This window comes from Shewanella sp. S1-49-MNA-CIBAN-0167 (assembly GCF_040310145.1).
In the GTDB taxonomy this organism is placed as follows: domain Bacteria; phylum Pseudomonadota; class Gammaproteobacteria; order Enterobacterales; family Shewanellaceae; genus Shewanella; species Shewanella psychromarinicola.
This window is the reverse complement of the sequence record NZ_JBEOPO010000242.1, coordinates 1-275: the sequence shown is the minus strand read 5'-3', so window position 1 is coordinate 275 and position 275 is coordinate 1. Positions and strand designations below refer to the sequence as shown.

The following is a 275-nucleotide window of genomic DNA, read 5'->3' as shown; positions in this document are numbered from 1 at the left end:
CAAGTGCACCGTGCTTATGTCGATAGTGGCGCTCGAGTTATTACAACCAATAGTTATGCCTTGGTGCCGTTTCATATTGGAGCCGAGCGTTTTGCAGCAGAAGGGGAAACATTGGCCGCGCTTGCGAGTAAGTTGGCACGCGATGTGGCCGACGAGCAGGGGAGTTCTGTGTTAGTTGCGGGCTCATTGCCGCCATTGTTTGGCTCATATCGGGCCGATTTGTTCGATGCTGATAAAGTCAGTGAGCTCGCTACTCCGCTGATACGAGCAATGTC

Annotated in this window: 1 protein-coding gene; it reads left to right on the top strand. The window is 52.7% G+C overall.

The features are described from left to right. Window positions 1–275: homocysteine S-methyltransferase family protein (locus AAEZ00_RS21165; protein WP_351089863.1), on the top strand; the 275-nt coding region annotated here is incomplete at both ends.